This window comes from Chitinophaga niabensis (assembly GCF_900129465.1).
GTDB classification, from domain to species: Bacteria; Bacteroidota; Bacteroidia; order Chitinophagales; family Chitinophagaceae; genus Chitinophaga; species Chitinophaga niabensis.
The window spans coordinates 857,570-883,509 of the sequence record NZ_FSRA01000001.1; the positions used below are offsets into that span (position 1 = coordinate 857,570).

Annotated in this window: 16 protein-coding genes; 15 read left to right on the forward strand and 1 reads right to left on the reverse strand. The window is 47.1% G+C overall.

The annotated features are described in order from the left end of the window. Nucleotides 1–3 precede the first annotated feature (3 nt). From BUR42_RS03275 to BUR42_RS03340, 14 genes are all read left to right on the forward strand, one after another. Complete coding sequence (locus BUR42_RS03275; protein ID WP_074237799.1) at nucleotides 4–1,467, forward strand: RagB/SusD family nutrient uptake outer membrane protein; 1,464 nt, start codon at nucleotides 4–6, stop codon at nucleotides 1,465–1,467. Nucleotides 1,468–1,547: 80 nt separating this feature from the next. After that, a complete protein-coding gene (locus BUR42_RS03280; protein WP_143197318.1) occupies nucleotides 1,548–3,704 on the forward strand; it encodes an alpha-amylase family protein in 2,157 nt (718 codons plus the stop codon). Next, the gene (locus BUR42_RS03285) at nucleotides 3,701–5,485 is read left to right on the forward strand and encodes an alpha/beta hydrolase (RefSeq protein WP_074237802.1); all 1,785 of its coding nucleotides are present in this window, start codon (nucleotides 3,701–3,703) and stop codon (nucleotides 5,483–5,485) included. The genes BUR42_RS03280 and BUR42_RS03285 overlap by 4 nt, the downstream gene beginning before the upstream one ends. A gap of 6 nt (nucleotides 5,486–5,491) precedes the next feature. Continuing rightward, nucleotides 5,492–7,114, forward strand: a complete 1,623-nt coding sequence (locus BUR42_RS03290; protein ID WP_074237804.1) for a DUF5597 domain-containing protein — start codon at nucleotides 5,492–5,494, stop codon at nucleotides 7,112–7,114. Then, on the forward strand, nucleotides 7,111–8,214 hold the full coding sequence (locus tag BUR42_RS03295) for a polysaccharide deacetylase family protein (protein WP_074237805.1): 1,104 nt from the start codon (nucleotides 7,111–7,113) through the stop codon (nucleotides 8,212–8,214). The genes BUR42_RS03290 and BUR42_RS03295 overlap by 4 nt, the downstream gene beginning before the upstream one ends. 13 nt (nucleotides 8,215–8,227) lie before the next feature. Next, nucleotides 8,228–9,100 carry an alpha/beta hydrolase gene (locus tag BUR42_RS03300; RefSeq protein WP_074237807.1) on the forward strand — a complete coding sequence of 291 codons (873 nt, stop codon included), beginning with the start codon at nucleotides 8,228–8,230 and terminating at the stop codon, nucleotides 9,098–9,100. An 8-nt stretch (nucleotides 9,101–9,108) separates the two neighbouring features. Then, nucleotides 9,109–11,733 (forward strand): family 78 glycoside hydrolase catalytic domain, encoded by a 2,625-nt coding sequence (locus BUR42_RS03305; protein WP_074237808.1) that lies wholly within the window; start codon nucleotides 9,109–9,111, stop codon nucleotides 11,731–11,733. A gap of 489 nt (nucleotides 11,734–12,222) precedes the next feature. Further along, nucleotides 12,223–12,825 carry an RNA polymerase sigma factor gene (locus BUR42_RS03310; RefSeq protein WP_074237810.1) on the forward strand — a complete coding sequence of 201 codons (603 nt, stop codon included), beginning with the start codon at nucleotides 12,223–12,225 and terminating at the stop codon, nucleotides 12,823–12,825. A gap of 70 nt (nucleotides 12,826–12,895) precedes the next feature. Next, complete coding sequence (locus BUR42_RS03315) at nucleotides 12,896–14,047, forward strand: FecR family protein (protein WP_074237812.1); 1,152 nt, start codon at nucleotides 12,896–12,898, stop codon at nucleotides 14,045–14,047. A gap of 86 nt (nucleotides 14,048–14,133) precedes the next feature. Then, nucleotides 14,134–17,517, forward strand: coding sequence for a SusC/RagA family TonB-linked outer membrane protein (locus BUR42_RS03320; RefSeq protein WP_074237814.1), 3,384 nt, complete (start codon nucleotides 14,134–14,136; stop codon nucleotides 17,515–17,517). A gap of 15 nt (nucleotides 17,518–17,532) precedes the next feature. Then, nucleotides 17,533–19,035 carry a RagB/SusD family nutrient uptake outer membrane protein gene (locus BUR42_RS03325; RefSeq protein WP_084185346.1) on the forward strand — a complete coding sequence of 501 codons (1,503 nt, stop codon included), beginning with the start codon at nucleotides 17,533–17,535 and terminating at the stop codon, nucleotides 19,033–19,035. An 8-nt stretch (nucleotides 19,036–19,043) separates the two neighbouring features. Next, nucleotides 19,044–19,880: an endonuclease/exonuclease/phosphatase family protein gene (locus BUR42_RS03330; protein ID WP_084185348.1), complete on the forward strand. Its 837-nt coding sequence runs from the start codon at nucleotides 19,044–19,046 to the stop codon at nucleotides 19,878–19,880. Nucleotides 19,881–19,883: 3 nt separating this feature from the next. Next, entirely contained in the window at nucleotides 19,884–21,917 is a 2,034-nt protein-coding gene (locus tag BUR42_RS03335; protein ID WP_074237818.1) for a BACON domain-containing protein, read from the forward strand. Between the two features lie 104 nt (nucleotides 21,918–22,021). Further along, on the forward strand, nucleotides 22,022–22,345 hold the full coding sequence (locus tag BUR42_RS03340) for a YciI family protein (protein WP_074237819.1): 324 nt from the start codon (nucleotides 22,022–22,024) through the stop codon (nucleotides 22,343–22,345). 48 nt (nucleotides 22,346–22,393) lie between these two features. Here the strand turns inward: BUR42_RS03340 and BUR42_RS03345 are convergent, their stop codons facing one another. Then, the gene (locus tag BUR42_RS03345) at nucleotides 22,394–23,197 is read right to left on the reverse strand and encodes a CHRD domain-containing protein (RefSeq protein WP_074237820.1); all 804 of its coding nucleotides are present in this window, start codon (nucleotides 23,195–23,197) and stop codon (nucleotides 22,394–22,396) included. A gap of 406 nt (nucleotides 23,198–23,603) precedes the next feature. Here BUR42_RS03345 and BUR42_RS03350 point away from each other — a divergent pair, with 406 nt between their 5' ends. Continuing rightward, a complete protein-coding gene (locus tag BUR42_RS03350) occupies nucleotides 23,604–25,928 on the forward strand; it encodes a hypothetical protein (protein ID WP_234979601.1) in 2,325 nt (774 codons plus the stop codon). Nucleotides 25,929–25,940: the final 12 nt, after the last annotated feature.

Below are 25,940 nucleotides of genomic sequence, written 5' to 3' on the forward strand. Positions count from 1 at the left end.
ATCATGAAAAAGATCCTCAATATAACGATACTGATACTGTTATTAAGTTCCTGCCAGAAGCTGGAAGAAAACCTGCAGGGTTCCCTGGTGAACGATGTGTTCTTTCGCACGGAATCAGACCTGGATGCTGCGGTAACGGCTATCTACAGCCGCCTTGTAAGCGATCCCTGGAACGGTTTCGGTTCTACAAGGGTGTGGGTGCCATTAATGGGAGCAGATGATCTTACCACGCTCTCAGGTGGTAATAAACAGGATTTCAAAGAGTTTGATCTCTTCGCGGGTACTTCACAGAACGGGGCCATGCGCAACTCCGGATGGCGCATACCTTATTCGGTGATCTATGCTGCCAATAACGTTATCGGAAATTACCAGAAGGTAAGTGCATCAGATCCGGAGAACATCAATAAACTGGTGGCACAGGCGCGTTTCCTCCGTGCATTTTCCTATTTCTGGATCGTGCGCATCTTTGGAGAGATACCCCTGATCACAACAGTTGAAATGGATTACAATGTTGATAAATCTCCTGTGAAAGATGTGTACGATCTCATTATTGCAGACCTTACCTATGCAAAGCAACATCTGCCGCCTTCCTGGCAGGGTGCTCCGGGGCGGCCTACTGTATGGTCTGCAAAGTCATTGCTGGCACAGGTATACCTGACCATGGGCGGCTGGCCGCTGAAAGATGAAGCAAAGTATGCGCTGGCAGCATCTGAAGCAAAGGATGTGATTGATCATTCACCACATGATATCCTTCCTAATTTTGCAGATATATGGCCGCTTAGCAATGAGAATAATAAAGAGATCGTATGGGCTATCCAGTTTTGTTCCGTAGAAAAATGCAACAGTCCGTATTACATGACCCATGGTGGATACACCACCATGCCTTCCGAAGAATCCGGCTGGGACGATGTGTTTTTTGAACTGGGTTTCTATAAAAGATTTCCGGAAGGTATCCGTAAAAATGGTACTTTTCATACACAATTCACCAACGGCGTCAGCTTTGAACAGGGGAGTACCAAACATCCCTATATTGCCAAATACAGGGACGGTACAGAGAAAGGAAAGCCTTCCTATGAAAATGATTTTATGACTTCCCGGAATATGAACTATCTGCGCTTTGCAGAAGTTCTGCTGATCTATGCGGAAGCACAGGCCATGGCAGATGGAGCGCCCAACGCAGAGGCCTATAAGGCTATCAACCGTGTACGCTTCCGTGCTGGTTTGAACGACCTCGTGCCCGGATTAGGTAAAATGCCTTTCAGGGATTCCGTGGTAGCAGAACGTGGATGGGAACTGGCCGCTGAATTTTCCCGCTGGTTCGACCTTGTGCGGACGGAAAAAGTGGAAACGGTGAAGACATTAAAAGACCCATTGGATATGAAAATTGATGTGGATATCACCAAAAAGCAATACCAGTCCCCCATACCGGATTATGATGTATTGCTGAACCCTAAACTGGCAAAATAGGATCATATAAGTAACATGTGGCTTCATTTTGATGCAGGTAAAAGCTTTGCATCAAAATGAAGCTGATTATTTTAAATAAGATGAAAGTAATTACCTGGATCTGTTTTTTAAGCTGCTGGCATTTTTTTCCTGCACAGGCACAATGGAGCTACGAGGAAGGAAACCTGCGCTTCGAATGGAATTTAACGAACGATCGTGCAACACTTACTGAAGTACCAGGCGGTGCTGTCACCTGGCAGGGTGGCCTGTTACCTTCCTTCTGGATAAAGGATGAAAGAGGGCAGTTCCGCTACCTGAAAGCCCGTGCCCTGGGCAAACCTAACGATAAAGGAGAAATATCCCTGGTATTGGAAAAGTACGGCACCGGCACACTGGTGCTGGAACGCAAGGCTTGGGGTATCCGCATAAGCCGGCTCAGTATCCAATGGCAGGGCAAGGCGCCTGCGATTGCAGAAATGTACATAGGTGCATCGCCGATCGCAGCTACCGCAGTGAATGTAAAACCTGTATGGGACAGACCTTTTTTGCCTGACTGGCAAACAATAGGTTATTGTGTGCCGGGCGCTAAAGGAGGAACCGTGCAAAGTTATTTCCGCATGTGGGATTTCGGGCAACCGGATATTGCACTGGGTAATTTCGGCCCTTCCATGAGCACGCCCTATGGTGCTGCTTTTCCACGCCCTGTATTATTTACGGCAATGGGTAATGGCAGGGGATGGATCTGTATTGGTGCAGGCAGTGTGCCAGATGGTGCCATGACGCTTAAGATACGTGGTACCCGTGGCTGCTATCAGTATCTTTTCCGCGAAGACCTCTGGGGCGCTTTACCACAACGTACGCGCACCTGGGAAGACCTCCTGCGTATTACAATAGATACCTCCGCTATTGCATCCTTCGAAAAATATTACACATCATTTCCTGTTGATGCGAATAAAAAAGTAGCACCCGTTTCTTCTGTATGGAATACCTGGGGCATGTGGCGGTTAAAGAAATATCCCATCCAGCCAATTGCAGATTTCATGGAAAAAATGAGCAATGAAATGATGGTGCTGGATGATCCATGGGAAGTTTCACAAGGGGCGGGAAAACCCAACCTCGAAAAGTTTCCGCACTTTTTTGAAGAGGTGGAGCAAGTGCGCCGTAAAGGAACTGATATTGGCATATGGGAAACGGTAGGCTGGATCAAAGACACGCTGGCCGCCGGCCTTGGAACTAATGATCTCATCAGGGATGCCGCCGGTAAACCCTGCCTGGCAAACTGGAACTTTGATCCCGCAGGAGATGCATATTATTGTCTGGATGTAAGTTCTCCCCGCACCCGTTCTTTCCTGGAAGAACGAACACGCAGTGTAATGCGCCGGTTGAAACCGCGGCTGATAAAACTGGATTTTGGATATGGTATGCCTAATCCGGATATGGGTGTACCAAAAGACCCGCGTTTCCGCGGAGAACGCTCTTCTTACGAAATGGTACGGCTCATATCTGCTGCCGCTAAAAGTATAGATCCGAATGTGATCATCCTGTATTATGGTATCAGTCCCTTATGGGCCCCGCTGGTGGATATGGTATCGCTGGACGACCAGGGGGATCTCTGGTATGATACCCGGCAGGGGCATGCGGAATGGAGCATATGGGCTTCCCTGTTGTCTCAGCAGCGCGTAGCCATCAGCGGCTCTTCTTCTTATGAATGGAGAACGGATGATGAAGTACTGATGAATACAATTATCCTTGGTTCCCCCGGTGCTGTATTACCTACTGAACTGGAGGATGGTACAGCCATCCCGGAACGTTTCCTGAACAGGCGCCTCGCAGTGAATAAATGGTACCGCCGTTCCATACTCTGGAAACCGGTATGGTTCAACAGTTCTGCCGGAAATATGGAAGCGCCGCCTAAGCTGCGCAACTGGGGAAGGTCCGAGAACGGCATACTCACAGCACTTACCTTAAGAACAGAGAACGTACCGGTAGAAAATATTACCTGCTCCGGGAACTGGGGCCTCATTTCACAGGATGAACATTCCATTACCACCACTACACGCCTTGCAGTGATCCCTTTCAGCGAAGGGAAAATAGAACTGCCCTGTGCTAATAAACCAATGAAAGTAACAAAGCTCAGCATGCAGGGCACTATGCCCGCAGATAACTGGTCATGGGCCGCAGGCCGCCTTACCATCACCGTAACATCCACACAACTGGACCATACAGCGGGATTCCTGGTTGAAACTGCAGCATTATGAAGTACCTGATACTCTTTGCCTGGACCTGTTTTTACAGCATGCATGCACAGGCACAAAAAGACCTGAGGCATAACAGCCACGTTTTCGGTCACGATAAATTGTACCGCTTATACCTGCCTGATGATTATGCAAAAAATGATCAACGTTATCCCGTTGTATATTTCTTTCATGGATGGGGAGGCCGCCATTTCAAAGATGATAATGCGAAACTGGATTATACCGCATTGCAGCAGGTGGTAAACAAATACCGTGTGATCATGGTGATGTGGGATGGGAATATAGACGAAAGTGAACCACGGCCTTACAACATAGGCAATCATGAAGATGTAAAGTTCCAGGTACAGATGAAAGATTATTTCCCTGAACTCGTATCACACATTGATTCCACTTACAGGACCTTGACTGGCAGAGAAAACCGTGGGATCATAGGTTTCAGCATGGGAGGCATCATGGCCTATTACCTGGGTGGCCGGTATCCTGATAAGGTAAGCAGTATTGTAAGTATGACCGGCAGCCCTGAATTCTTCTTCGGCTATCCGGACAATCACACTTTATACCCGGTACGTTATACTTTTGGTAATCTTCAGAGCGTGCGTGTAAGAATGCACACCAGCCCAACAGATATTTTGTATGGATTGAATGAAGAAGTACGTGCCGGTGCCGCATGGGAGGGCCTGCCGCTGGATTATCAATCGCTGGATGGCGGGCATATGGTAGATCGGCCAGGTGAAACGCGTGTTTTTGAAAGCGCGCTCCGTTTTGTAACAGAAGGATTTAAAAATACTTTACCTGCACCTTTAAGATGGTCGCATTACGACCTGTACCCTGAATTTGATGTTTGGGGTTATAAAGTGGAAAGTAACCTGCATGAACCAGGTTACCTGTATTTCAAACATATTGATAAAAGCGGCTGGGGGTTTCATACCCGCCGTTGGCTGCCTTTAGGCGCACCGATACCAGGTGTGGAGGCGAAAATGATCACTGCCCCGGTGTATCAGCCCGGGCAGCAGTACCAGGTAGTGCAGTTTGATCTGCGAACGTATAAACTGCATCAGCAACAACTCCTGGCAGACAGCGGCGGCCGCCTGGCAATCATGCAGAAGAGCGGCACGGAAACCGGTATCTACCGGGAAGGTGATCCCTCCGCATGGATAGGGCTGAACCATAATTTACAGTTCTTAAAGAACGGACAGAACGAATTATTGCTGCAGTTATTTAACCGCGGTGGAGAGAATGACCGGATAGAGGAACTGGATATCCGTATCCGTACTAAGGATGAGGCTGTGGTAGTATCAGACTCAGTTGTAAAGATAAAGGCACAACCACACGAACGTTTATTGCAAGTGCCACCTGTACGTATTATCAGCCGCAAACAACCAACGTTGAACGGTAAGCCGTTTGAAGTGAAACTAATATTACAGATCACGGCAGGCAACCAGGTATCTGAAGATGAAATGATCATACCCGCATGGTTTGATGTGCCGGAGTGGACAGATATACGCATAGATGGCGATGCAGAAAAAGGCATGCAGCTGTACAAAGATTCTTCCCGGCTGCGGCTCCATACGGAAGATCTCTGGGTAGCATCTGAAGAAGAAAGACTGGTGGATGAGGTACTGCCTGCCCGCTGGCCTGACGGATTTACACTGAGCTCTGTGATCAAAATAAAACCAGGCTGCCCGAAGGGTCATGTGATCACCTTTTTGGCCAGCTACGAAACAAAAACATTTAATCCCATCGAAAGAAAAGTACGTTGGGGTTTAGTCCGAATTAAAATATAGTATAACATGCGCATCATTGGTCTTATTACAACATTCTTATACTGCAGCTTTGTATGCCTGGCACAAAAACCGCTGCCATCTGTAGTAAAGAAGCAACAGGGAAAAGGATACAATTTAATGGTAGATGGTAAACCTTTCCTGGTGTTAGGTGCCCAGCTATGGAATAGCAGCAGCTGGCCCTATATTATGGAAAAAACATGGCCGCAGTTGCGTGAGCTGCAATGTAACACATTGGAAGCGCCGGTATACTGGCAGAATGTGGAGCCTGAATCCGGCAAGTATAATTTTAAAGAGCTGGACTCGCTGCTGGCAGGTGCGCGTAGGGAAAAGATCCGGCTGATTTTACTGTGGTTCGGTTCTTATAAGAACGGTAGTTCACAGTATGCGCCGGAATGGGTACTGAGCCGTCCTGATCTTTATCCGCGGATGAAAGATGCCGGAGGAGGCGAGTTACAGCTGCTGTCTCCGGTAGCGCAGGCTAACCTGGATGCAGATAAGAAAGCGTTTTCCGCCCTGATGCGTTACCTGAAAAAAGCAGATGCAAAGGAGCAGACCGTGATCATGGTACAGGTAGAGAATGAAGCCGGGTCGCTGGGTACAGACAGGGATTATTCAGAAGGTGCCAATGCCGTGTTTAAGAGTGCCGTACCGCCTAAGCTGTTACAGCAACTGGGTAAACAGAGCGGCACCTGGCAGGAGGTTTTTGGTGTGGATGCGCCGGAATCTTTCAGTGCTTATCACATTGCCCGTTACATTAATGAAGTAGCGGAAGGAGGAAAGCAGGAGTACGCATTACCCATGTATACGAATGCCTGGCTGCGGGAACACCGCTTCCAGCGCCCCGGTGATTATCCCAGTGGCGGGCCTACTTCCAATATGCTGCATATCTGGAAAGCCACTGCACCTAACATGGTATTGCTGGCCCCGGATATCTACCAGAATAACCTGGCAGCTATTGATGACCTCTGCACCAAATACAGCGGGCCGGACAATCCGCTCTTTATACCCGAAACAGGTAAAGGCCCTGATTTTGCCCGGTATCATTTTCACATGCTGGGTAATTACGATGCCATGGGGGTAGCCGTATACGGAATAGACCCTTTCAGCGCAGACCCGCATGACGAACGCCGGAAGGAAAAGCTCGACGATAAGTTTGCCGGCATCGCCGCCAATTACCGTTTGTTACGGGGCGCACTGAACGAAGTGATAGCCTTGCAGGGTACGGGCCGCCTGAAAGCAGTGATAGAGGAACACAACCGCCCGGATCAATTGGTGAACTTTAAAGGATATGATATCCTCTTCAGTTATGGCTTCCCCACCTGGAAAAAGGACCGTTCCCCGTCTGGCCGCGCACTCGTAGCACAACTGGCAGATAATGAATTCCTGCTGATAGGTTTTGATGCAAAGTTCCAGTTCAGGCCCACTTATGGCTCCGGTGCGCAAAGCGCTGAGATCGTTGCTGTAGAGGAAGGTTATTATGATGAAGGGAAATGGGTGCGCAAAAGGTTCTGGAACGGAGATGAAGTATATCATTCCACTTTGTTGCAGGAAGGTGTGATCCTGAAAATAAAACTACGTCCGGCAGGCAAAACATTTTCTGGCCAGATGAAAGCAAATTTTGAACAATGAGATCCGGCATCGTTTTTTTATTATTAGTATCACAGCTGGCATTTTCGCAACAACGTAAGGTTATAATTACGTTAGAGGCTAAAGATGCAGTGATCAGTATAGCCCCTCTGCGTTATAATAAAAGTTTCGCCTGCAGCTTTACGCTGGATGATGGTTATATATCCGCAGCGCGTGTAGCGCTTCCATACTTTAATGGCGGACAGGTAGCCGCTCCATTCAAAGATCAGTGGGGCTTTGATGAAGGCGGAGATGGTGCAATCTATCCCGGCCTTTATTATACGGATGGTTGCGGTAATGCAATATCCTTTAAAGCCGCAGTAGCTGTCAACGCAAGGTCTATCCATTTTTCCTGGGATGATCTGGCACAGATGAAACAAGCCGGCTGGGACATCCTTAATCATAGCTATACGCATGCTACAGGAAAAGAGGTCAAAGCTGAATGGGAAGTAGAAGAGAACACCCGCACTGTGCAGCAACGTCTGCAGTATAACATGCAGCAATTTGTGATACCAGGCGGAAAAGATGATCATCTGAGCGCTCCGCATTACACCAATGCCGCTTTTGCACAAGGTCTGAAAGTAGTACACAGCGGGCAGTACCCTGACTACTGGATAGAGCCTTCCACACGCGAAGACTGGAACAGGCTCTGTGCAGGCAGGTTATTCCTGAACAGTAAAAAACCAATGACGGACTCGGTGTTCAATGGCATAAAACAGCATCTCGCAACCGGGAAATATTTTTGGTTCAATACATTTACACATAGCGTAGGTAACGATGATCTCTGGAATATCAGTTACCGCTTTACTGACTTTAAGGAACTGTTCAACCGCCTGGCTAAAGAGTATGGAAAGGAGGGGCTGGATAATATATGGTTCGCACCACCGGAAGCAGTACATGCCTATGAAAATATACGGCGTACAGTGAAACCAGTGATCACCCGTTCCGGAAGCAAACTAACCATTAGCTTTGATGTAAACATCCTGGAGAAATATAATGCATTAACATTCCTGGTGCAGAGTAATACCGCCATCAAAAAAGTAAAGGGTGTTAATTGCAGGATCGAAAGTTATAATGGAAAACTGATCAATATAACCTGGTAAATAGAACCACATCATGAAGAAACAAATAATGTTACTGCTATTGGCATGTATAATGCTTCCCCCGGCAATACTTGCACAAACGGGGAAAGTGTTTGATAACCTCAGCCTGCCCAGTAAAATATTAAAGGGAGAGAGGAAATTTGCTATATACCTCCCTCCTGATTATGAAACATCCCAACGCAGTTATCCGGTGATGTACCTGCTGCATGGTGCAGGAGACGATCAAACCGGCTGGATCCAGTTCGGGGAAGTGTTGAGCATTACAGATAAAGCTATCCGCGAAGGCAAAGCCACCCCAATGATCATTGTAATGCCTGATGCAAATACCGGCCGCCGTGGTTATGCGAACGATATCAAAGGAGAATGGCGCTATGAAGATTTCTTCTTCCAGGAGCTGATCCCTTTCATAGAGAAAACCTACCGTGCCAGATCAGAGAAACGCTACCGTGCAGTAGCGGGCCTTTCCATGGGAGGAGAAGGCACATTCACCTATGCCCTGCATCACCCCGAACTGTTTGCTGCAGCCTGCCCCTTAAGTGCCGCAACCGGCCCGCTGGTACTGGAAGATGTTACCCGGTGGATGCAGCGCCGCGGCCAGGATTCTATTGCTACAGATGCGCAGATCAAAGCATATTATGAAAGGCAGAGTGTATTGTACCTCGTGAACAATATGCCGGATGATAAAAAGAAAGCAGTGCGCTGGTATATTGATTGTGGCGATGATGATTTCCTGTTTGAAGGAAACTCCCTGGTACATATCGCTATGCGCAAAAAAGAGATTCCTCATGAGTTCCGGATCCGGGATGGAGGCCATAGCTGGGGTTACTGGCGTACGGCATTACCGGAAGTGCTGGATTTTGTTTCTGCTTCCTTCCACCAATTCTAAATAACATCATGCGTTCTATAAAATTAGTCATCTGCCTGTTGTTTTCTATACATGTATCCGCACAAAGCACCATGCAGGTAACAGCACTGCGTTGTGAATATATGCGGGAACCATTAGGGATTGATACAGAAGTACCACGTTTCACATGGAGGTTAACGGATACAAAAGACACAAAAGGCCAGAAACAAACTGCTTACCGGGTATTGGTGGCCAGCAGTAAAACCCTGTTAGATCAAAACAAGGGAGATATCTGGGATAGCGGGGAAACCACATCCGGTCAATCGGCCCTTGTAACATTTAAAGGCAGGAAATTACGCTCCAACGAAGATTGTTACTGGAAAGTAAAAGCAGCAGATAAAGATGGGCGCAATACTGCCTGGAGCGCCGTTGCACGTTTTTCCATGGGGCTGCTGCAAACTACAGACTGGAAAGGGCCATGGATAAAACATCCGGATGCAGCTAAGGAAGCCCATATCTGGTATCGAAAGAACTTCACACTGGATAAAGTGACTACGGCCTTTGTGCATGTGGCATCCATGGGGTATCATGAACTGTACATCAATGGCCGCAAAGCAGACGAACGAGTACTGGCTCCCGCCTTAACACGTATCGACAGAAGAGTGATGTACGTAACGTATGATGTTACGGCACTGTTGAAAGAAGGAAAGAACACGATCGCCGTTTGGTATGGACCGGGATGGTCCCGCAATGAGTTCTTTGGCAGAACCATCTTTCCTTCCCTGAGGGTACAGATGAATGCCGGAACTTTCTCCCTTGCCACAGATGCCAGCTGGAAGTGCCAGGTAAGTTCCAGTAAGAATACAGGAGGAAATCAATATGAAGACCATGGCGCTGAATACATAGACGCACGGCAATTCATACCGGACTGGCATTCAACAGCCTTTGACGACAGCCAATGGCGTAACGCTGTGGAAACAAATCATCAGGTGATTTTATCCGCCCACAATATGGAACCCGCACGGATCATTGAAACAATACCAGCTATCGGGGTTACGGATACCATAAAAGGCATTTATAAAGCAGATCTGGGCAAAAACTATACAGGCTGGCTGGAAGTAAAACTGCATGGGATGTCCGCCGGAGACACGGTGAAGATCATGGTGGCAGACGATCCTGTAACCATCCAGGACTGGACGCAGGGGAACATCTACATTTGTAAAGGAGAAGAAGGGGAAACATTCCGCAACCGCTTCAACTATACCGCTGGTCGTTATGTGAATATCAGCGGGCTGAAACGTAAACCTTCGCCGGCTGATGTAAAGGGCTATGTTGTTGCTACAGACATAGAACGTACCGGCCACTTTTCTTCTTCCAGCAACCTGTTCAATAAGATCTACGAAACCGATCTCTGGACGTACCGGATGTGTACTACAGAAGGTTTTACGGCTGATTGTCCGCACAGGGAACGCCTGGGTTATGGAGAAGAAGTTTTTGCCACCGCCTGGGGCATTGGCCTGCCTAATTACCAGGTAGGCGCATTTTATACCAAACATGTAAGGGACTGGTCTGATGTACAGGAACACGACGGATGGATCCACCACACCGCTCCGCAATGGAATGAACATTATGGCGGGCCCATGTGGAGCAGTGCAGGGCTGAATGTGGCCTGGGAGTTTTACCGTACATACGGTGATAAGAAGATCCTGGAAGCCAATTACAATACCAGTAAAAGATGGCTGGAATTCCTGCATACCAAAAGCCAGTTTGGCCTGCTGGAAGCTTTCTTTGGTGGTGGCAAGTTCCTGGGAGACTGGGCGGCACCCGGCGGAAGGAAAGAGTTTGGCGGTACCCCGGAAGCTACTTTCTTCAATAATTGTGTGTACGCCATGAACCTCAGTACCATGATTGAAATAGCCGGTATCTTAGGGCATCCGGAAGATGCTGTATTGTACAGCAAAAGATTAAGGTTCCTGAAAACCCGCATCAATGCACAGTTCTTTGACCCTGCGTTGAATATCTATATGAACGGGGACCAGGTGCAAACCGCATTCCCTTTAATGACGGGTATTGTTCCTGAAAAGTTATATGCTACTGTACTCGCTAACTTTAGAGAAAAGATCTCTGCACCGGGTGCTTATTTTGATATGGGTAGTTCCGGCCTGCCGGTACTCCTGAAATTCCTGATTGAATATGAGGAATACCATGAAGCATTCGCCAGCATCCTCTCTAAAACCAATGAACCCAGCTATGGATATTTCCTGGAAATGGGAGAAACCACCTGGCCCGAATACTGGAGCGTGGATGTGACCAGTAAGATCCATACCTGCTTCACAGGCATTTCCTCCTGGTTTATCAAAAGCCTGGCCGGTATCCGTGCAGACCCTGCTCACCCCGGCTTCCAGTCCTTCCTGGTAAAACCATCCCCGGTAAAAGGAATAACTTTTGCCGAAGCAGAAACCACTTCATTGTATGGTGTGATCAAAAGCAGTTGGAAAAAGGAGGCTGGCAGGTTTACGCTGGATGTTACAGTACCCGTAAACGCCCAGGCTACTGTTTACATGCCGGGGGAAACGGTGAACAGCTTTAAAGAAGTAAAAGTGATAGGGAAGGAGAACGGGCGTACATTATTACAGGTGCCGTCCGGCAGGTATACCTTTGTTTCAGAGAACTGAGCTAATGAATGGAAGCTGGGTAGCAACCGCATAGCAATAGGGAAGTTCCTTGGCATAGTGTGGACTTGACGTGGATTTAACGTGGACCCGACGTGGACTTGATGTGGGCTTACTGTAGGCTTAATGAGGGTTTAATGTGGGTTTAATGTGTGGGACTGACTCAACGTGGACTTGCTGCAGGCTTAATGTGGGTTTAATACGGGTTTACTATAGGCTCAACGTGGACTTACTGCGGGCTTAATATAGACTTGACCTTACTGCGGGTTTAATGTGAAACATAATCTTTATACCTTTTCGCTTTTCCCGCAAACATATTAACTTAGTCAAAACCCGCGCCAAAAGCGCGGGTTTTTTATTTAAATATTTGTATTTTACCCGCCGGGTGAACCAACAGACTACGTTATATTATCATTAATTCACGTTATACTTAAAACAGTACCATAGCTGTTTCTTACTGTCAATATTATATTTGCTACCAAAATCAATGTGATGCCTGTTCAGAAAGTTAGTCATGAGATGGATCTGCTTGATAAAGTGTCGCGGGGAGATGAAAAGGCTTTTGGTGAGATCTTTCACCTATACCGTAATAAAGTATACACCATCGCCTACAGGCTCACAGTGGCTGCACCTGTGGCTGAAGAGATCCTGCTGGACGTGTTCCTGCAGGTATGGCTGAAAAGGGAAGAGTTAAAGGAAGTGAAGCATTTCAAAGCCTGGCTGTTCACCATCACCCGCAACAGGACCTTCAGCATGCTCAAACAAATGGCTGCACAAAAAATGGCCATCCCCATACCGGAAGACGGAGACGACCTCCTGTTGCATGCCACAGAACACCCGGGCGAACATTTGCAGGAAAAGGAATACCGGCAGATCCTCCGCCAGGCCGTCACTAAATTATCCCCGCAGCAGAAAAAAGTATATACACTCATTAAAGAACAGGGCCTGAAAAGGGAAGAAGCCGCCAATGCATTGAATATTGCCCCTGAAACAGTTAAACGGCATCTCTCTGAAGCCATGCACTTCATCCGCGTCTACTGCCTTGCCAGGCTTGGTATGTTAGCTGCGCTTTTCCTCCTGAAAGAGCTGCTGTAAAAAATATTTTTCCTTTCACTGCCCCATTTCATTTTTTTTAACGTCTCTATTAGTAAACCGGCTGATCACCATGAATGAGTTCGAATCACTATTCCGGGCATATATGAACCAATCCTGTTCCGAACAGGATAAAGAAAAGCTGTTTACCCTGATGGCGGACAAGGAAAACGATGCCCGGTTGTATGAGGTGATAGATAAGGTAATGAATGAAGCCGGTGAGGAGATAGAAATAGAAGGGGAACGGGCAGACGAGATCCTGTCTGTATTACAGCAGGCCATTCCTCAAAAGCATAAACGCGGAAGGATAGCAGCTATTACCCGCTGGGCAGCCGCTGCGGCAGTTGTAACAGGCCTTGGTACGCTGTATTGGATCTACCCCTCTTCCAAACCATCTGAAAGCAAACAACAGGTATTTACGGCCCGGGATATACAACCCGCCAGCCAGGGTGCCATCCTCACGCTGGGCGATGGAAAACAGGTAACGCTGGACAGCCTGCAGAAAGGAGTGATCGCCAACCAGGGTGGTACTCATGTATCATTAACACAGGGCACCATTGCTTACGACGATCATCGTGCGGAGGAGATCAGTTATAATACACTGAGTACACCCAAGGGCAGATTATTTCATCTCGTATTGCCGGATGGCAGTGATGTATGGCTGAATGCTGCGAGTGCAGTGACCTATCCCACCAGCTTCTCAGGAAAGGATCGGGTAGTTACACTAAGGGGAGAAGCTTATTTCGATATTAAACCAGACGCAAAAAGGCCTTTTTCAGTAAAACTTGCGGACAATATGGAAGTGAAGGTACTGGGCACTGCCTTCAACATTAACGCATATGAAAATGAACGGGTAATTGCCACTACCCTTATCAACGGGAGTGTACGGGTGAATGCCGGAAATAACAGTTCTATATTGAAACCGGGTTACCAGGCCAACATTGCACATACTGCCCCTGGCATCCAGGTGAATCGCGCAGATACCAGCCAGGTACTGGCCTGGAAGAATGGCATCTTCAATTTTGAAGGAGCGGATATTCAGGCGGTGATGAAACAACTGGAACGCTGGTACGATATAGATGTACAATATGAAAACGGAATACCGGCTATCGTTTTCGGAGGAAAAATGGACAGAAACCTAAGCCTGTCTAATATCATGAGGATGCTGGAGATCTCTGATGTGCATTGCAGGCTGGAAGGAAAAAAACTTATCATCAGACAATAACAGATTTATCGCTCATCCAACCAGTACCTGTTGACTGATCAACAGCGGGCACTGCTATGCGTTCAACTTTATAATTCAAATCAATCATGTTCACATCTACTCTCAAAACGGGGAAACCCCGGCTACTGTTGATACTGCTGGTGTTTGTTTGTATGCAGGCCAGTGCCTTTGCTCAAACAGTGACCATTAGCGGCAGGCAGCTTCCACTGAAAGAGGTCTTTGGCCAGCTGGAAAAACAGACCGGTTATGTAGTGTTCTATAACGCGGCATTACTGGGTAAAACCAAACCCGTTTCTGTGACTGCCAAAGATATGCCTATTGAACCTTTCCTGAAAACGATCATGGCGGATCAGCCTATCGATTACGAGATCAATAGTAAGACCATTACCATCAAAGCAAAAGCAACTACAACCACTGCCACTCAAAACACAACACCTGGATCAAAAGAACCTCCGCTGAAGGGAAAGATAACGGATGAAGAAGGGAATCCACTGCCGGGCGCTTCAGTATCCGTTGCAGGTACTTCACGCGGCGTACAGACGAATGAAAAAGGGGAGTTCACCATAGAAGCGGGCAGTAAGGATGTGCTGTTTGTAACATATATCGGTTACGACCGCCAGGTGATCAGGGTAGATGCGGTTAAGTTCCCGCTGACAGTAAAGCTGGCAGTATCTAAAAAAAGCATGAATGAAGTGGTGGTGATCGGTTATGGCAGTGTGAAGAAAAGCGATCTCACCGGAGCTGTATCCTCCGTGAAGATGTCCGATATCGACAATGTACCGGTAACCCGGGTAGACCAGATGTTGCAGGGCCGGATAGCAGGAGCGGAGTTTGTATCCACGGATGGAGAGCCTGGCGCTGCTACTACGGTACGTATCCGCGGAACGCGTTCCATCTCCGCCAGCAATGAACCTTTATATATCGTAGATGGTTTGATGGATGCCATCAAAAGCCTGAATGAGATCAACCCTTCAGATATAGCTGCCATCAACGTATTGAAAGACGCTTCTTCAACGGCTATCTATGGTTCCCGTGGTAGTAATGGCGTTATTATCATTACCACCAAATCAGGTGCAGATAAACAGGGCAAAACAGCCTTCACTTTCCGTAGCGATGTGGGGATCTCTGAATTACCCCGCGAGCTGGATATTATGAATGCCACGGAGTTTGCCCAGATGCAGAACGACCGTTATTACTTCAGCGCTGCAGCCAACCAAACAAAACCGCTGGAGGAATACCCCTATCCCAATCCTTTAGCCCTGGGAGAAGGTACTGACTGGACGAGGGAGATCTCCCGCAGTGCGCCTTATCAGAACTATACCCTGTCTGCCACAGGAGGTGATAAAACCACTCAATACTATTTTTCTGCCAACTATAACGATAACCAGGGGATCATCAAACGCAGCGGCCTGCAACGTTACCAGGTACGCCTCAACCTGGACAGAACTATCAGCAAATTTGTAAAAGCAGGTGTGCGCTTCAACTTCTCTAATGTAAAACGCGCGCTGAATAACGCAGATATCGGCACCAACACTTTATGGTACCGCTCCACGCTTTTCCTGGCACCCACTATTGCCGCCTATAAACCGGATGGGTCCTTCAACGACTGGAACTCTCAATGGTACAGCGGTACCTTATTTGATTCCCCGCTGGCAAACGTATTGCTGAAAACGAACGACCGGGTAGAAAAGAGCCTTAGCTCTATGTTATACCTGGAAGTAAAACCGGTAAAGAATGTAACACTGCGTTCCACGATCTCTTATTCTGATTACAACCTGAACGACGATCAGTTCACACCATCTACCATGCCTACGCGCGTGAAAGCAAACACCGGTGCTTACGCATACAAACGCAGTTATACAGATAACAATATCCTGAACGAGAACACCATCACGTACCGGAATACCTGGCGCAAACGCCACAATTTCGATGCGATGTACGGCTTCACCATCCAGAAAAAGAATTTTGTGAACCTCACTGCCAGTGGCAGCGGTTACTTTGTGGATGATGTAGGGCCAAACGACCTGTCTGCCCTGCCTTCCAAGGAAACCGTTAACCTGGGTTCTTCGCTTGAGAACCTGGCGCGTGTATCACACCTCGGCCGCCTGAACTATAATTATGACAACAGGTACTATCTGACTGTTACTATGCGGGCAGATGGTGCCTCCAACTTTTCGGCAGATAATAAATGGGCTTATTTCCCTTCTGCTGCATTCCGCTGGAATGTAATGAACGAACCCTTCATGAAGCAGTTCAGCAAACTGGATGAATTTGCTATCCGCCTCAGCGGTGGTACCTCCGGTAATGATGCTATCTCCCGTTATCAGTCGCTGGCCCGCCTGGCCTCCACAACAGGCGGCGCCATTTTCAACGGCACGCAGCCGGTAGCTTATTATCCTTCCCGTATTTCCAATGAAGGCCTTACCTGGGAAAAAACAACTACCTATAATGCCGGTATAGACCTTTCCCTTTTCAATAAACGCCTCGGCATAGTACTGGAAGCTTACCAGAGCAATACCTCAGACCTCCTGCTCACGGTGCAGTTGCCCACACATGTAGGATATGGCTCCCGCCTGGCGAACATCGGTAAAACATCCAATAAAGGAATTGAACTCACTATCGACCATGAGAACATCCGCCGCCGCAATTTTTCCTGGTCCACTACCTTCACCATTGCACATAACAAACAGATGGTGGAAGATATTGGAGGGCTTGACAGGGTGGCTACCTACAATAATGCCCATGGCGCACAGTATATGATGTACGGATATGAGAAAGGCCGTCCGCTGAATGCCCTGTGGGGGATGCAGTACGCCGGTGTGTGGAAAAGCAATGAAGAGATTGCGAAGGATAAAACAGAAAAGAAATGGGCTTCCTCCGCCGTAAGTTATTATTCCCCCGGCCGCCAGCGTTACATTGACCAGAACCATGATGGCCTCCTTGATAATAACGACCTGGTATATCTCGGCAACGCTGATCCCAAAGTATACGGCGGTTTGCAGAATTCCTTCCGTTATAAGCGGTTGTATGCATCTTTCTACTTCAACTATTCCGTTGGAGGAGATATCTATAACCCGGTTGAATTATTCATGGGTACCGGTACTTACCTCAGTAACCAGTTCCGTTATATGGTGAATGCATGGCATCCGGTACGGAACCCCAACTCTGATTATCCAAGGGCAGATTCAAAAGATGATATTCCCAACGACCGTTTTGTACATGACGCTACTTTCCTGCGGCTGAAGAACATATCACTGGGTTACTCTTTTGATCTTTCCCGCCTTACCGGTAAAAAACTACAGTCCCTGGCCTTTACACTCAGCGGTAATAACCTGTACCTCTGGAAGTACTATAATGGGTACGATCCGGAAGTATCCACGCAGAGCGAAGGATCTACCATCCGCCGCATGGATAATGGTGCTTACCCGGCCGGCAGAACGTTCACTTTTGGTGCTGAATTAAAATTCTAAGAAAAAATATTTTGTATGAAAGGAATGATCCACAAAATCATGCTTGTTGCGCTGATAGCTTTATCGATGAGCAGTTGCAGCAAATTCCTGGAAGAAAACCCTGCCGGCTTTGTAAGCCCGGAAGGGTTCTATAAATCAGAGAATCAGTGTATCGCCGCCCTGAACGGATGTTACATTAACCTCACGGATGTGTTCAATTCTGATCTGATCATTGCACTGGAGGCAACAACAGACCTGGCCTTCCTGAACTCTTCCCAGCTGGATGCAAAGTTTGAGATCTCACCGGCTAACCCTGGTATGGGGGATAATGTATGGACAGCCTGTTACTCTGGTATCATGTATTGTAATGCCGCTATCAATGGCATTCAGCATGCCACGATCGCGGAAGAAAAGAAACCGGCCTTCATTGCGGAAGCTGTTACATTGCGTGCCCTGTATTATTACGTGCTCACCAGCACCTTTAAAGATGTACCTTTTTACAGGGACGATATCAATAGCCTTAACGTACTGGAGAAAATTGCAAAAACAGGCAGGATGAATGCGGATGATACCCGTGATTCCCTGATTAAGGAACTGCAGGAATATGTACCGCACATGCCGCAGATGCGTACCTCCGCAGTACCGCAGAACAGGGTCTCTGCACCGATGGCTTACATGCTGATAGGCAAGCTGGCGCTGTGGAATAAGGAATACGCTGTCTGCGCCGCTGCTATGCAGGAGATAAGGAAGATCTATGGCCAACTTACACAGTACCCGCTTACTGATACTTATTTCAGGAATAAGAACACGCCGGAATCCATCTTTGAAGTACAATACATCTGGTCTGCTGCCGGTATAAAGAAAACCTCCCAGGTAGCCTGTTTCTTTACACCTGCCAAAACTGCCGGTACCAATGTATACGATGGCGTAACGATCCCTGAACTGGGCGCAGAAGGCAATCCTTACAACTCCGTTACACCTACTGAATATTTCATGGACCTGTATGACCTCACCGATCCCCGCCGCGAAATCGTCCTGGCTTATACTTATAACGGTGCTTATTTCAAAAGGCCGATGCTGAACAATGGTACCGGTAAAGCCTGGATGGGGCCCAAGTTCTGGTGCCCGGGCATGAATAATGTTGCAGACGGGAATAACCAGAAGGTATTCCGTTATGCGGATGCACTGCTGATGCTGGCAGAAGCCGCTAATGAAACAGATGATCCTGCACTGGCGCTGCAATGCATCAACGAAGTGAAAGCAAGGGCAAATGCCGCTTTTGCACTGCCCGCTTACCCCGGTAAGAGTGAATTTATGATGGAACTGAAAAAGGAACGCGGGCGTGAATTAATGGGAGAATACGGCAGGAAATGGGACCTCGTACGCTGGGGCGAATTCTTCCAGCGGGTAAGTGAAACTTCAGCACTGGAATATGATATTATCAAAAATAACCTGCGCCCTTACCATGAGTATTATCCTATACCGGATAAGGAAGTGGTGCGTTCAGGCGGTATCTTAACTAATCCTGCGTATAAATAGTACACACTATGAAATATATTCTTTGTATTGCGATGGCCATCACATCCATCTCAAACCTTAAAGCACAAACACTAAAGGTGCTGAGCTATAACATCCTGGAGGGAATGAAAACGGATACCTCCAAAGGAAAACAACTCTTTGTGGAATGGGTGAAAGATAAGGCCCCGGACGTGCTGGCCTTACAGGAATGCAACGGATTCACACAACAAACGCTGGAGGCGCTGGCTGCATCTTATGGCCATAACTATGCCGTGATCGTTAAAGAAAACGGATACCCTACAGGTGTAACCTCCCGTTTCCCGATAGTGGATATCCGGAAAGTGAATGAAAACATGACCCATGGTTTTATTACAGCCAGCATCAATGGTTATAACTTTTGTATCCTGCACCTGAACCCGCATAAACACCTGAAAAGAAGAAGTGAAATAGCACAGGTGCTGGAAACACTGCGGTTACAGCATGGAGATAAGAACTGGCTGATGATGGGCGATTTTAATTCTTTATCTCCTTTAGATAGTCATCGTGTGGCACAAACCAATTTTGTACAGCGTCAGCTGGAGGCATCCCTGAAGAACCCCAATATCAGCAATCTCGCAAACGGAGCGGTGGATTACCAGGTGCAGCAAAGCATCCTGCAGGCCGGTTATGTGGATGCGGGTTTAACATATGACAGAACAGTACAGAAAGAGACCGGCAAAAGCGGGATCCTTTCCAATACCCGCATAGACTATATCTACCTGAGTAAAGACCTCGCAAAGAAGCTGCAATATTGCAAATTCATTTACGACGACTTTACGGCAAAGTATTCCGATCACAAGCCCATCACCATGGAGCTCAAAAAATAAAGTATGCAACGCTATATATTATTCCTGCTTATACTTATTACGGCCTGCAGAAAAGAAGAAGAGCGCAGGTTCTCCACCGAACTGGCTGTTGATTCAAGGATAGTAAGGTTAAACGCTGCGCCTGATACCACACGTATTATTGTATACGCTGATGGTGACTGGAAAATGGAAACCGCAGAAGAAGCAGACTGGATCAAGGTGCAAACTGCTTCCGGCAGCGGTAAAGGAGATGCGCTGGTAGCCGTAACAGATAACGCAGATAAACTGCCGCGTATGATGAAACTGATCGTACGGAGCAAAAGCAAAACAGATACCATCCAGTTACAGCAAAGAGGCTTAGTGCCGGCTATTGTGATCAACGATACCACTGCACAAAGCATAGCCAATGGCGGTATCCTGAAAACACCCATTACCACCAATGTTCCGCTGGATAAAATGGAAGTGAGTTATCAATACGATGCAACCGGCCAGGTGAACTGGATCTCCCGGCTGCAGATCACGGATGGATATTTATACTTTACGGTAGATACGAACAAAACAACAGCAGAGCGTACCGCTTTTATCAGGCTTAGTTACCTAGATGCGCTCGGTACTACCGTAAAAGATTCCATTCGGGTAAAACAATACCTGGGCATGAGCTATAAAGATGCAGTGGCCAAAGACTTCGCTTATGTGAAACAAACACTGGCTGCAGGCCTGATAGAGGAGAATATATATGTGGAAGGGGTAGTGGTTAGTGATAAAGGGCATCCTAATATCGCTAAGAACCAGAACAGCGCTGCCAATAAACATAACCTGGATAAAACAGACAATGCTATTTCTGTATACGTGCAAAGCCCGGATGGCAAAAGCGGCTTGTATTTTAAAACAAAAACACCCGGAGAGAACATCTTTAATTTTAATGACCGCGTAAAGATCTGGCTAAAAGGCACCACGCTTGCTAAGCTCACTAATCCCGGCAGAGCAGTGATCTCCGGTGTAACGGTAACCAATATCATGCAGAAAGATGGTCAGTCGGTTCCCTTATTGCCCCGCGAAAAATACATGAATGAACTGACGGACGAAGACCTCTACACCTACGTTAAACTTAAGGATGTAGAGCTCTCTATCCCTTTCGGTGCATTTACCAACATCAACGAAGGTTACACGGCCAGGATGGATTGTTATCCTGCCAGCATCCGGGATATCCGCGGTAACAGCATGTATATGCTCACCAACCTGGATGTACCTTACCGCAGGGATGGCAATGCCGTACCACAGGGGAGTGGCAGTATCACCGGTATTATTGTATCTGAAACTTACGAGCGTTATGGCGGCAATATAGGAAAGTATGCTATCCGCCACCTGAAACGCAGCGATATTGACCTGAAGGCAGACAGGAATAATGGGTTCTCCAAAGTACTGGTAGAATGGAGCCGTTTCAAAAATGAATATGCTGCTACACCTACCCTTGCGGCAAATCCCTTAACGCCGGATATCGGCGAAGGAAAGATCACACAAAGCGCAAAAACCGCTATGGACTTTACAGCCAATGGCCTCTATACTACCACCGACTATAATGGCCTCCTGCAGGAAAGCGCCACCGTGAAAGGAGCAGTTACCAATGGTGGCTGGGGCAGCAAGAGCTGGTGGAATACCACCACTAACAAAGGTGAGTATTGGGAGATAGCTGTGTCTACCGCAGGCGTTAGTCAGCCGATCTCTTTGCAGATAGATGGTAATGTGGACATTGGCGGGCCAAGGAACTTTGTGGTGGAATGGTCAGATAAGAATGACGGAAGCGCAGTATGGAACCAGGTGAGCACCTTCACATTTGAGGATGTAGCGAACTTTTCCAATACGCTCTTAACACAGGTAGCCGGTTACAAAGCCCTCAACTTCCAGTTCCCGCAGGCTGCGAGTGGGCTGGCTAATCTGTACATCCGTTTAAGGGTAGCGGATAAAACGGCGGGCACCGCTACCAGCCCAACCGGTGGAACATTAACTGCAGCAACGGCCTGCAGGTTGGTGCATGTTTCTATTAAGTATAATAAATAACCGGCCTTTTTCCATAACCTAAAGCAGCTGCACATAGTGCGGCTGCTTTTTTATTGAGTACCTGTCCCCGTTTGGCAGGTCCGGTCGTTATTAGTAAAAAAACCATGAAAGAGTTCGTATTCATCTTCAGGAACACCGTTGATCCTGATCAGAAACCATCACCTGAACAGTTGCAGGCAAAGATGAACTGGCTGGGAAGTATTGCCGCTCAGAATAAACTGGCAGATAAGGGGAACACCTTATCCCTTTCCCTTGCAAAAACAGTGCAGTCTGATATTGTAAGTGATGGCCCTTACACGGAGATCAAGGAATTCATCCTGGGGTACATGATCGTAAAAACTGCTACTATGGAGGATGCTGTGGAATTAGCCAAAACTAATCCCATCATTAAGGCAGGAGGTGTTGTGGAAATAAGAGCAGTATTATAGGAGATGATAAAAACCCTTTAACTATACCGTTAAAGGGTTTTTTATTTATTACCTGATCTGGCCTCGTATAATACCATCAGGATGGATGTTCGTATGTACATTGGTGTATAACGCCTCTGTTTTTACCGCGTTGGCGGCCGCTTCATCCAGCTGCGTCATTTTTGAGATGCCGAAATCTGCGGCGGTAGCACACAATCCTACAAGCACGGCGCCATTTACGCCAGCTGCACCCCTGTGTATATGCGCCATCGTTAATGTTTCTCCGCCCGGGAGATTGGTAACGGTCACCTTTGAATAAAGTTTGCGGTCTACGGTAAGGCGTATCAAAGCAGTACCGGTAGCCGTGGTTACAACAGGCGGTACTTCATTCAGCCCGGTCATGGCCACATCTGCCGCTGCTATGATATCACTGTTCACGGTTCCTCTTACCAGGCCGCCTGGAACCTGGGTAGAATGTACATTGAAGTAAATATCATTTTTGCTGTTCTTCAAACTATCAGCCAGCGACTGGCGCAGGGTGATCTCTCCTGTGGCTGTGGTGCCGCTGAAAGCAGGGAAGTCCTGGATAATAGGGCCATTAGTAACCGGGTCGCCTACATGAAAGTGTGCCATGGTGAGCTGATCGCCTGAAGCGAGGTTTTCCACCCGGAAGGAGTACCTGAGCACATTGTTGCCATATAACTGCATGGTTAATAGCCCTGTTTCGGTCCGTCCGGCGGGCATGGGGTTCTCCAGCCTGGTGTTGAGGGGGATGGTGAATATAATGTCCGGATTGCTGCCATTGTCCTTATTGCAGGATATAGAAGTTAACAGGCTCACTGCTGTTATAGTGAGGATATGGTTGTTTCTCATAACAAGTGGTTTAATTCGTGTAGATATTACAAAAATGGCTCCAAAAAGGTTGTGTGGATTTAGCTGATTGCATTACCCCTATCAGATATAATGCATGTGGAAGGTTTGGAACGGAACCAGGTAAAAACCGGCCTTACCTTAACAAAACAATAAAATAATATGCTCCTGTGTGCTTGAAAATGAATGTATAAGTTAGGAATGCATACAACAAAAAAAATAAATAGAACATTGTGATTAATTGAAAAACCCGCTTATATTTGTCCCAGTCAACGGATAGTAACCTATACCTTAGGATAGAAACCTATGACCCGGTAATTGCAGGAAACCTAATACCTATACAGAAAGAGTTGTGTTTGCCCATTTGGACCTGCCTTTTTTTATTAACACATTTTCATAGCTTAAACATTTGAAGGTCCGTATTACCTTAATACTGTTCCTTAATTTGTTGGCCTGTGCCGGATTTTCTCAATCCATCCTGAAAACAGGTCTGCATAATTATGTCGGAACATGGGGTGAGCCGGATTCGCTGGATGCGTATCAATTCCCTTCAGATACTCTTTATTTCAGTTGGAGAACGGGTAACTGTAAAGGTTTGCGGATGATCCCGCTTTATTTGTACGCAGAGAGAGAAGATACGGTCACCGGAGTGCGCATTCGTTCGAGGAATGACGGATATTTCATGCCTGCAAAAAAACGCACACCATTGATAACGGTACACGGTAACATTATGTATGACCTGTATTATCAGTCCCATGCAGATACACCTTATCTGGAACGGGAGATCTATCAGCATACATTACAGACCACACTGGATATTACCTTGCGTAACCAATATCCATTACGTGTAGCCTTTAGCACTACTAAAAGTAATGCAAGCCTGTTGCGCAGTATTACAGGTCTGAACCTTCAATATACCAATCGTGATTTTAAGAACGCACTGTTGGCTAAAGCACAGGCATGGGATGCGGGTAAGATAAAACAGTGGCAGGAGATACAGGATATGAAACTGCAGCTGAATAAAAGCTGGGATTCACTATACCGTATGAAAAGCTGGTTCAATACACCGGAACAGATACAAAGAATGGTAGAAGCGCGTGAGCGGGAACTATACGGAAAGGCAGGAGGAAAGCTGCCGGAACTCCCCAATAAACCTCATCTTCCTTTAAAAGACCTGCGTAATAAATTGCCCAAACTGCCCTTGGTGAAAGATAGCACGCTGCAAACATTGCAACGGGAATATGAGCTGAAGGCAGCTAAAATTGATTCCCTGCAGAAAAGCATAGCCAAAGCAGAGGCATTATATGAAAAGAAACTGGGCGCATATGGATTGAAGAAAGAAACACTGGTGGGCCTCCTTACCAGGAGGGCCAGCCCTAAAGAGCTCATCAGTCACCTGGAAGGAATGAACCTTCCGGATTCCATATTACCTAAAGGATATAAGACCTTATTGTCGTTACGTACCATAGGCATTGGCAGAACGATGGTGGATTATTCTGAACTCACAGCCCGTAATATCAGTATCATAGGGGTACAGGCAGAGTTGAATCCTTCCTGGTATTTTGCAGTAGCGTCCGGAGCAGTGGATTACCGTTTCAGGGATTTTGTGGTAAACACTAACCGCCAGCGCCAGTATCTCAACGTGGTGAGGGTAGGTAAAGGTATGAAGGACGGGAACAATGTGATCCTGAGCTATTATACCGGAAAGAAGCAGGCTTATAACTTTGGTAACAGCCAGCAGGTAACAGTGCCGGATAACAGGATCATGGGCTTTTCCCTGGAAGGAAGATGGCAATTGGATAAAAATACTTATTTCATTGGCGAAGCTGCGAAATCATCTATGCCATCACATGTGCGCGTGGCCCCGAAAGATGGCCTGGGAGGAAGTATGCTGCGCTTCGCAGACCGTTCCAATGAAGCCTATGCCATATCCTCTTATACATTCATACCCGCTACGGGCACACGCCTGAGCGGTATGTACAAAATGATGGGTGCTAATTTTCAGTCATTTAGTTTGTATGCCTCCGGATCCAAACAGAGTGGCTGGATGCTCAAAGCAGATCAACCCTTCTTTAAACAACAACTCACTATTTCTGCTTCATTGCGGAAGAATACATACACCAGCATTTTTGAAACGTCCAGCTATATGAGCAATACCGTCTTCAAAAGCATTCAGGCTACATTCAGAAGAAGGAACTGGCCGGTGATATCCCTTGGGTATTTCCCCAGCTCACAGCTCATGAAACTGGGAGAAGACAGGTTCATGGAGAACATGTTCTATACGATGACGGGTACTGTAAGTCACTATTATAAATACCGTAATACAGGTATGAACACCATGTTTTCCGGAACAAGGTTTTATAATCGCCAGGCAGACAGCAATTTTGTATACTTCAATAGCACCAACCTGCTGCTGAACCAGGCAATCTTCCTCGGAAAACTTACATTGAACGGCACCGTTTCTTCCGCTACCAATCAGGACTATGCCCTGTTTGGTGCAGATGGAAATGCACAATACAAGATCAGGAGCTGGCTGGATGCAGGTGGCGGATTGAAATACAATTATCAGACAGTTTACCGGTTACGGCAGGTAGGTTATACAGCAAATGTGCGGGTGGATATTCCGAAGATAGGGGAGATTATGCTGATGGCAGACCAGGGGTTTGTACCGGGTGCAGATAAAAAGCTCGTTCCCAATAAAACGGGGAGGCTTACCTATACCAGAATTTTTTAAAAGTGTTCGTAA

Bases quoted from the DNA above. Each gene is read 5' to 3' on its own strand.
- BUR42_RS03295 (WP_074237805.1), top strand. From the start codon at position 7,111: ATGAGATCCGGCATCGTTTTTTTATTATTAGTATCACAGCTGGCATTT.
- BUR42_RS03315 (WP_074237812.1), top strand. From the start codon at position 12,896: ATGAATGAGTTCGAATCACTATTCCGGGCATATATGAACCAATCCTGT.
- BUR42_RS03290 (WP_074237804.1), top strand. From the start codon at position 5,492: ATGCGCATCATTGGTCTTATTACAACATTCTTATACTGCAGCTTTGTA.
- BUR42_RS03285 (WP_074237802.1), top strand. From the start codon at position 3,701: ATGAAGTACCTGATACTCTTTGCCTGGACCTGTTTTTACAGCATGCAT.
- BUR42_RS03330 (WP_084185348.1), top strand. From the start codon at position 19,044: ATGAAATATATTCTTTGTATTGCGATGGCCATCACATCCATCTCAAAC.
- BUR42_RS03340 (WP_074237819.1), top strand. From the start codon at position 22,022: ATGAAAGAGTTCGTATTCATCTTCAGGAACACCGTTGATCCTGATCAG.
- BUR42_RS03280 (WP_143197318.1), top strand. From the start codon at position 1,548: ATGAAAGTAATTACCTGGATCTGTTTTTTAAGCTGCTGGCATTTTTTT.
- BUR42_RS03300 (WP_074237807.1), top strand. From the start codon at position 8,228: ATGAAGAAACAAATAATGTTACTGCTATTGGCATGTATAATGCTTCCC.
- BUR42_RS03320 (WP_074237814.1), top strand. From the start codon at position 14,134: ATGTTCACATCTACTCTCAAAACGGGGAAACCCCGGCTACTGTTGATA.
- BUR42_RS03305 (WP_074237808.1), top strand. From the start codon at position 9,109: ATGCGTTCTATAAAATTAGTCATCTGCCTGTTGTTTTCTATACATGTA.
- BUR42_RS03310 (WP_074237810.1), top strand. From the start codon at position 12,223: ATGCCTGTTCAGAAAGTTAGTCATGAGATGGATCTGCTTGATAAAGTG.
- BUR42_RS03275 (WP_074237799.1), top strand. From the start codon at position 4: ATGAAAAAGATCCTCAATATAACGATACTGATACTGTTATTAAGTTCC.
- BUR42_RS03335 (WP_074237818.1), top strand. From the start codon at position 19,884: ATGCAACGCTATATATTATTCCTGCTTATACTTATTACGGCCTGCAGA.
- BUR42_RS03325 (WP_084185346.1), top strand. From the start codon at position 17,533: ATGAAAGGAATGATCCACAAAATCATGCTTGTTGCGCTGATAGCTTTA.
- BUR42_RS03345 (WP_074237820.1), bottom strand. From the start codon at position 23,197: ATGAGAAACAACCATATCCTCACTATAACAGCAGTGAGCCTGTTAACT.